The organism is Pseudomonas asturiensis (genome assembly GCF_900143095.1).
In the GTDB taxonomy this organism is placed as follows: Bacteria; Pseudomonadota; Gammaproteobacteria; order Pseudomonadales; family Pseudomonadaceae; genus Aquipseudomonas; species Aquipseudomonas asturiensis.
Genome location: NZ_FRDA01000007.1, coordinates 311,593 through 320,220 on the forward strand (window position 1 = coordinate 311,593; position 8,628 = coordinate 320,220).

An 8,628-nucleotide genomic window follows, 5' to 3' on the forward strand; every position below is an offset into this window, starting at 1 on the left:
ATCGGCAAAACTTTGACAGCCAGCCAATTCAACAGGTTAGAATCCCTTGGCACGCGGACTGCATGGTCAGTTCTCGCACCCACCGTTTTCGATTCGTTTTCTATGGAGTACCGCCCTTGGATGCCACGACCATCAACAGCCTGTTCCTGATCGGCGCGTTGCTGGTAACGGCGAGCATTCTGGTCAGTTCTCTTTCTTCACGCCTGGGCATCCCGATTCTGGTCATCATCCTTGCGGTGGGCATGGTCGCGGGCGTGGATGGCGGCGGCATCATCTTCGACAACTACGCCACGGCCTATCTGGTGGGCAACCTGGCACTGGCGGTCATTCTGCTCGATGGCGGCCTGCGAACGCGGGTCGCGAGTTTCCGTGTGGCGCTCTGGCCCGCCCTGTCGCTGGCGACCGTCGGGGTGTTGATCACTACGGTGCTGACGGGCATGGTCGCCGCCTGGCTGTTCAACCTGAACATGATTCAGGGCCTGCTGATCGGCGCCATCGTCGGATCCACCGACGCGGCGGCCGTGTTCTCGCTGCTCGGCGGCAAGGGACTTAACGAACGGGTCACGGCGAGTCTGGAAATCGAATCCGGCAGCAACGACCCGATGGCGGTGTTTCTGACCGTGACCCTGATCGGCATGCTCGCCAGCGGTCAGACCGGCCTGCACTGGGGGCTGCTGGGGCACCTTATTCAGGAATTCGGCATCGGCGCGATCATCGGTCTGGGCGGCGGCTGGATCATGTTGCAACTGGTCAACCGCATCAATCTGGCCGCGGGCCTGTATCCGATTCTGGTCATCGCCGGCGGTCTGGCGATCTTTGCCCTGACCAACGCCATCCACGGCAGTGGCTTTCTGGCGGTCTACCTGTGCGGTCTGGTGCTGGGCAACCGGCCGATCCGCAGCCGCCATGGCATTCTGCACATGCTCGACGGCATGGCCTGGCTGGCACAGATCGGCATGTTCCTGGTGCTGGGGTTGCTGGTCACGCCGCACGACCTGCTGCCTATCGCCATTCCGGCGCTGGGTCTGGCGCTGTGGATGATTCTGGTGGCACGGCCATTGTCGGTCATGGTCGGCCTGCTGCCGTTCAAGGCGTTTCATGGTCGCGAGAAGGCCTTCATCGCCTGGGTCGGCCTTCGCGGCGCGGTGCCGATCATTCTCGCTGTGTTCCCGCTGATGGCCGGGCTGCCCAACGCGCAACTGTACTTCAACCTCGCGTTCTTCATCGTGCTGGTCTCGCTGCTCCTGCAAGGCACCAGCCTGCCGTGGATGGCGAAACTGCTGAAGGTCACGGTTCCGCCCGATCCTGCGCCGATTTCCCGCGCTGCCCTTGAAGTCCATGTCACCAGCGAATGGGAGCTGTTCGTCTATCGTCTGGGCGCAGAAAAGTGGTGCATCGGCGCGGCGCTGCGTGAACTGAAAATGCCTGAAGGCACGCGCATTGCGGCACTGTTTCGTGGCCAGCAACTGCTTCACCCCTCCGGCAGTACCACGCTGGAAGTGGGCGACCTGCTCTGCGTGATCGGCCACGAACACGACCTGCCCGCACTGGGCAAACTGTTCAGCCAGGCTCCGCAACGCGGTCTGGACCTGCGCTTCTTCGGCGACTTCGTGCTCGAAGGCGACGCGCAACTGGGCGCGGTGGCAGCGCTTTATGGTCTGAAACTCGATGGCCTTGACCCCGGCATGCCGCTCAGTCAGTTCATCGTGCAGAAGAACCGTGGCGAGCCGGTGATCGGTGACCAGATCGAATGGAATGGAACTATTTGGACAGTTGCCGTCATGGACGGGAACAAGATCCAGAAAGTGGGCGTCAAATTCCCCGAAGGAAGCCGCCCGGGTCCCGGATTGTTCCTTTAAACTGCCCACCCACACGTACCATCATGCGACCGGTGTCTATGTTTTCCCTGCGCTCCCTTTGTGCTGCCACACTGTTTACGCTTTGTCTTTCCACCTTCCCTGCGCTGGCTGCAGACCCGCCCACCCGCGAAGCCGTGCAGCAAAGTCTGGACAAGATCGCCGACCGCAAGCTGCCGGATGCCGATCAGAAAGCGCTGCAACAGGTCCTCGAACAGACCCTGGGGTTTCTGGCCAGCAAGCAGGACAGCGAACAGAAGCTGACTGCGCTCAAGCAGCAGCTCAATCAGGCACCCAAGCAGACCGCCGACAATCAGCGTGAGCTGAGCCGGCTCAAGGAAAGCAAGGTGGTTGCGGTCGCACAGCGCTACGGCGGCCTCGACGTGCCGCAACTGGAGCAGGTGCTCAGTCAGCGCAGCACCCAGCAAAGCGATCTGCAGAAAGAACTCAACGACGCCAACAGCCTGAGCATCACTGCCCAGACCCGGCCGGAGCGTGCGCAGGCAGAAATCAGCGCCAACCAGAACCGCATCCAGCAGATCAACGCCATCCTCAAACTGGGCAAGGACAACGGTAAGACCCTCAACGCCGACCAGCGCAACCTGCTGAATGCCGAGCTGGCGTCGATCAACGCCCTGAATCTGTTGCGCCGTCAGGAACTGGCCGGCAATAGCCAGCTTCAGGACCTGGGCAACAGCCAGCACGACCTGCTGACCGAGAAAGTCGCACGCCAGGAGCAAGAAATTCAGGACCTGCAAACCCTGATCAACGACAAGCGCCGCGCCCAGTCGCAGAAAACCGTCGCCGACCTGTCCCTCGAAGCTCAAAAATCCGGCGGCAGCAGCCTGCTGGCCACCGAGAGCGCGGCCAACCTGCAGCTGTCCGACTACCTGCTGCGCGGCACCGATCGCCTCAACGAACTGACCCAGCAGAACCTCAAGACCAAGCAGCAACTGGACAACCTGACTCAGACGGACCAGGCCCTGAGCGAGCAGATCAACGTGCTCAGCGGCAGCCTGCTGCTGTCCAAGATTCTCTACAAACAGAAGCAGTCGTTGCCGCATCTGGAACTGGACAAAGGCCTGGCCGACGAAATCGCCAACATCCGTTTGTATCAGTTCGAAATCAACCAGCAACGCGAGCAGATGAGTACGCCGAACGCCTATGTCGAGAAGCTGCTCGCCACGCAGGCCCCGGAAAACATCACCCCGCAGCTGCGCAGAACCCTGCTGGACCTGGCCATTACCCGCAGTGACCTGCTGGAACGTCTGAACCGCGAACTCAGCGCATTGCTTAATGAATCCATCACCCTGCAGCTGAATCAGAAACAACTCACCAGCACCGCCATGAGCCTGCGCTCCACGCTGGACGAGCAGATGTTCTGGATCCCCAGCAACAAGCCGCTGGACATCGAGTGGTTCCAGAACATCTGGCCGCGCTTGGAAAAACAGGTGGCAACCCTGCCCTGGACCTCCAGCATCAGCGAGCTGTCGGACGGCCTGACCCAGCAGCCGTTGCTGTTCCTGCCATTGCTGTTGCTGATCGGCGTGCTGACCTGGCGGCGCAAGGCGCTGTATCAGCGCCTCAATCGTCTGCACGCCGACATCGGTCACTTCAAGCGTGACAGCCAGTGGAAAACCCCGCAGGCCTTGCTGATCAACGTGCTGCTGGCCATGCCGGTAGCGCTGGGCCTGGCCTTGTGCGGCTACGCGCTGCAAATCGACGCCCGTGGACAGAACGCCAATCTGGGCGAAGCGCTGTTGCAGATCGCCCTGGCGTGGCTGGTGTTCTACACCGCGTACCGCGTGCTGGCGCCATCGGGCGTTGCGCAGCTGCATTTCCGCTGGGAAACCGCGCAGGTCGAGTTCCTGCGTGGCTGGGTGCGGCGTCTCGGGCTGGTGGTCCTGGCGCTGGTGGCCGTCGTGGCCGTCGCCGAACATCAGCCGGCGGCGCTGTCCGACGACGTGCTGGGCATTGGCGTGGTGCTGACCTGCTACGCATTAATGGCCTGGTTGCTGGGTCGCCTGCTGGTGTCCAGCCCGACTCACCACAACGCGTCACTGTTCCGCAAAGCCGTGGGCATGGCCTTCACCGCACTGCCCATCGCGTTGTTCGTGGCCGTGTGCTTCGGTTATTACTACACCGCGCTCAAGCTCAGCGACCGCTTGATCGACACGCTTTACCTGCTGATGCTCTGGCTGGTGGTCGAAGCCACGTTCGTTCGCGGCCTGGGCGTTGCAGCCCGTCGCCTGGCGTATCAGCGCGCCCTGGCCAAACGTCAGGCCGCCCGCGAGAGCGGCGACAACGATGCACCGGTCGAAGAACCGAAACTGGACATTGAACAGGTCAACCAGCAGTCGCTGCGCCTGATCCGGCTGGCCTTGCTGGGCGGCTTCATCGGTGCGCTGTATCTGGTCTGGGCCGACCTGCTCACGGTGTTTGCGTACCTGGACAACATCACCCTGTACGAATACACCAGCGGCACGGGCGCCAACATGAGCATGGTGCCCATCAGCCTCGGTGACTTCATCGGTGCAGTGGTGATCATCGCCATCACCTTCGTGCTGGCGGGCAACCTGCCTGGCCTGCTGGAAGTGCTGGTGCTGTCACGGCTGAACCTGGCGCAGGGCAGCGCCTACGCCACCACCACGCTGCTGTCGTACGCCATCGCCGGGATCGGTTTTGTCACCACGCTTTCAACACTGGGCGTGAGCTGGGACAAGCTGCAATGGCTGGTGGCGGCCCTCTCGCTGGGCATCGGGTTCGGCATGCAGGAGATCTTCGCCAACTTCATCTCCGGCATCATGATCCTGTTCGAACGCCCGGTGCGGATCGGCGACACCATCACCATCGGCAACCTGTCGGGCACGGTGAGCAAAATCCGCATTCGTGCGACGACCATCACCGATTTCGACCGCAAGGACATCATCGTCCCCAACAAGACGTTCATCACCGGCCAGCTCATCAACTGGTCGCTGACCGACACCATTACCCGCGTAACCCTCAAGCTCGGCGTGGATTACGGCTCGGACCTGGACCTGGTGCGCGAGTTGCTGCTGCAGGCGGCCCGCGAGAACCCACGGGTGCTGAAAGAGCCCGAGCCGATCGTGTACTTCCTGAACTTCGGCGAAAGTACGCTGGACCACGAACTGCGCATGCACGTTCGCGATCTGGGCGACCGCAATCCGGTACTGGACGAGATCAACCGGTTCATCAACCGCGAATTCAAGAAGCAGAAGATCAACATCTCCTTCCGCCAGATGGAGATCTACCTGAAGAACACTCAGGGCAAGGAATACAAGATGGTGCCGGTGGAGCCGGAGGACAAACCCGGTCTGACGACCGAAAAGACCACCCCGCCGGTCAACACCAAAGTAGCGCCAGCGACCAAGGACGCGCCCGAGCCACCTGAACTCAGGCTCGACTGATCGGGTCAACCCCAGCAGAATGCCCCCACACTCTGCTGGAGATGGCCTGTGAAAGCCCTCGACGAACTCGTCTTCGACAACCGCTTCGCCCGCCTGGGCGACGCGTTCTCCACTTCGGTCCTGCCCGAACCCATCGCCGAGCCTCGCCTTATGGTCGCCAGCACGTCCGCTCTGGCCTTGCTCGACCTCGATGCGAGCCAGGCCGAACTGCCACTTTTTGCAGACATCTTTTCCGGCCACAAACTCTGGCAGGAAGCCGAGCCACGGGCGATGGTGTACTCCGGTCATCAGTTCGGCTCGTACAATCCGCGCCTGGGCGATGGCCGTGGCCTGTTGCTGGGCGAGGTTTACAACGACGCAGGCGAACACTGGGACCTGCACCTCAAGGGGGCCGGTCAGACGCCATATTCGCGCATGGGTGACGGCCGGGCGGTTCTGCGCTCTTCGATCCGCGAGTTTCTGGCCTCTGAAGCGCTGCATGCCTTGAATATCCCGAGCAGCCGCGCCGCCTGTGTGATCGGTTCCAGCACTCCGGTGTGGCGCGAAACCGAGGAACGTGCCGCCATGGTGCTGCGTCTTGCCCGCAGCCATGTACGCTTTGGCAGCCTCGAATACTTCTACTACACCAAGCAGCCTGAGCAGTTGAAGCAGCTGGCCGAACACGTACTGACGATGCACTACCCACACTGCCAGGAACAGCCTGAGCCGTATCTGGCGATGTTCCGGGAAATCGTCGAGCGCAATGCCGAGTTGATCGCGAAGTGGCAAGCCTACGGCTTCTGCCATGGCGTGATGAACACCGACAACATGTCGATTCTGGGCATCACCTTCGACTTTGGCCCGTTCGCGTTTCTGGACGATTTCGACCAGCACTTCATCTGCAATCATTCCGATCATGAAGGCCGTTACTCTTTCAGCAATCAAGTGCCCATCGCGCAGTGGAACCTCAGCGCGCTGGCCCAGGCCCTGACGCCGTTCATCAGCGTAGATGCGTTACGCGAGACCATCGGGTTGTTCCTGCCGCTGTATCAGGCACATTACCGGGACCTGATGCGCCGTCGCCTCGGCCTGACTCAAGCAGACGAGCGGGCCGACGAGCAGGACGATCTGCTGATCAGCCGCTTGCTGCAATTGATGCAGAACAGTGGCGTCGATTACACGTTGTTTTTCCGCCGTCTGGGCGATGCCCCGGCCGCCGACGCATTGCAGGCCCTGCGTGACGACTTTGTCGACATAAAAGGCTTCGACAGCTGGGGCGAGACCTACCTGGCGCGCATCGCCCAGGAAAACCCTAGCCCGGAAGATGAGCGCAAAACGCGCATGCACGCGGTCAACCCGCTGTACATCCTGCGTAATTACCTGGCGCAAAACGCGATTCAGGCGGCCGAACAGGGCGACTACGAAGAAGTGCGCCGCCTGCACGACGTGCTCTGCACGCCCTTCACCGAGCAACCCGGCATGGACCGCTATGCCCAGCGCCCACCGGACTGGGGCAAGCATCTGGAGATCAGCTGCTCGTCGTGATCGGCGCACAGCACGTCTGGCTACACCGGTGCGACGGATCGCAGTGGCTAGCCTGATACGCGGCAACTAACCTTAAGCGCAGGACGGCTGCTTGCGATGAACCGGTTGACGCGAATCAAGGCAGCGATACACCACGATCAGATGGACAGCAGGAGCACGACATCATGGAAGATGACCTCTCTGGAAAAGCAGTGATTATCGATATGGGCAGCGGCTTTACGAAAGTGGGATTTGCGGGAGATAAGTCGCCAAAGGCCGTATTCCCCACTGTGGTAGGCAGGCCTAAAGCGGCTACCGGACTTAAGACAGTATATGTCGGTGATGAAGCCCTCTCTGGAGGTGAAGCACTGGACCTCAGGAACCCGGTAAAGTTTGGGGTTGTGAATAACTCCGACGATTTCGAAAAGCTTATAGAATATGTTTTTTCCACCGCATTAAAGATTGAAAAAGAAAAACAACCTGTCCTGCTGACGGAGTCTCCGCTCCCCCCTAAAGCCAACCGGGAGTACATAACCCAGATAATGTTCGAGTCACACTGCTGCACCGCTTTTTACCTTGCAAAAGATGCAAACTTGAGCCTCTACGCATCAGGAAGAACCACTGGAATTGTGGTGGACATAGGTGACGACATGACTTGTGTCGCGGCCGTTTTTGAAGGGTTTATGTATCCTCATACCGTTCTCAAGCGTGAGGTTGGAGGACGTGACCTGACGAACTACCTTGCCCAACTGCTAGACACTGCAGAACCCGACTTTAAAAATCTGCAATCGCGTTTCTCCATCGCCAAGGACATCAAAGAGAAGCTCGGTAACGACGCACCGAATCTCGCCTCAAAACTTCAAGCGGCCTCAAGTACTGTTGATAAATTCTATGAGCTGCCCAATGGCAAAAAAATAAACCTCGCCGATGAGCGATTTAATTATCTGGAGGAATTACTCCAGCGACTGTTCGACAGCAAAGGACCATACGACCTGCATAACACCATTCACCAAAGTATTTTGAAGTGCGATGAGGACATTCAGAAGGACCTGTGGGGAAACATTGTCCTGAGTGGCGGCTCAGCCATGTTTAAGGGGCTTGGCAACCGACTGCAAAAAGAACTTTCTGCGTTAGCACCTGCGGGGACAACTGTCTCGGTTACGGTGCCACCCGACTGTCGATATGCAAGCTGGATCGGAGGCGCCATGCTGGCGGACCTGCCTACCTTTCAGCAAATGTGGATCACCAGAGACGAATACGATGAAAGCGGCCCAGCCATTGTTCACAGAAAATGCTGTTGAAGGGGCACCGCCGGGCAGCAAACACCGCAGATCGTGTAGGAGTGGGCCGGGCGGCGTTCCGTTTGTCCGCGAAGACTGACTTCCAGCCGCAATCCTTCGACTGAACACACCGCCCCCTTCGCGGACAAGTCCGCTCCCACTGGTTGAAACCGGTTTTCAACCAGTGGGAGTGAGCTTGCTCACGAAGACTGACTTCCAGCCGCAACACCTCGACCGAATACACCGGCCCCTTCGGATGCTCCGATCAACTTGCTACGCAGCGGCGGCGAGTCGCAATTTGCCCGGCACCCAGCGCTATTTGCTGAAAATGGCCTGATGCAGCGCGCGTTGAGGGCGTTTCCGCCCGGTTTTCCGTGTTAAACGCGCAACTCACCCATACCCATCAGCTGTTTTCGAGCCATCCACAGATTCGACAGGGCGAACAGCGTGGTCAGCTGAGCTGTGTTTTTCATCAGCCCACGAAAGCGCACTTTCACGTAGCCAAACTGACGCTTGATTACGCGAAACGGATGCTCGACCTTGGCCCGTGTCTGAGCTTTG

General features: G+C 59.8%; 5 protein-coding genes. 4 read left to right on the forward strand and 1 reads right to left on the reverse strand.

What is annotated here, in order from left to right:
- Nucleotides 1-116: 116 nt before the first annotated feature.
- The 4 genes from BUB69_RS15195 (at nt 117) to BUB69_RS15210 (ending at nt 8,088) form a co-directional block, all read left to right on the forward strand.
- A complete protein-coding gene (locus BUB69_RS15195) occupies nt 117-1,859 on the forward strand; it encodes a potassium/proton antiporter (protein ID WP_073168131.1) in 1,743 nt (580 codons plus the stop codon).
- Nucleotides 1,860-1,897: 38 nt separating this feature from the next.
- Nucleotides 1,898-5,284 (forward strand): mechanosensitive channel MscK, encoded by a 3,387-nt coding sequence (gene mscK, locus BUB69_RS15200; protein ID WP_175561749.1) that lies wholly within the window; start codon nt 1,898-1,900, stop codon nt 5,282-5,284.
- 48 nt (nt 5,285-5,332) lie between these two features.
- Complete coding sequence (gene selO / locus BUB69_RS15205; protein ID WP_073168135.1) at nt 5,333-6,808, forward strand: protein adenylyltransferase SelO; 1,476 nt, start codon at nt 5,333-5,335, stop codon at nt 6,806-6,808.
- A 164-nt stretch (nt 6,809-6,972) separates the two neighbouring features.
- Nucleotides 6,973-8,088, forward strand: coding sequence for an actin family protein (locus tag BUB69_RS15210; protein WP_073168137.1), 1,116 nt, complete (start codon nt 6,973-6,975; stop codon nt 8,086-8,088).
- Between the two features lie 356 nt (nt 8,089-8,444).
- On the opposite strand, the gene BUB69_RS15215 is transcribed toward BUB69_RS15210, so the two are convergent.
- Nucleotides 8,445-8,628 (reverse strand): transposase (locus BUB69_RS15215; RefSeq protein ID WP_141121864.1); only part of this gene is annotated, 184 nt, incomplete at its 5' end.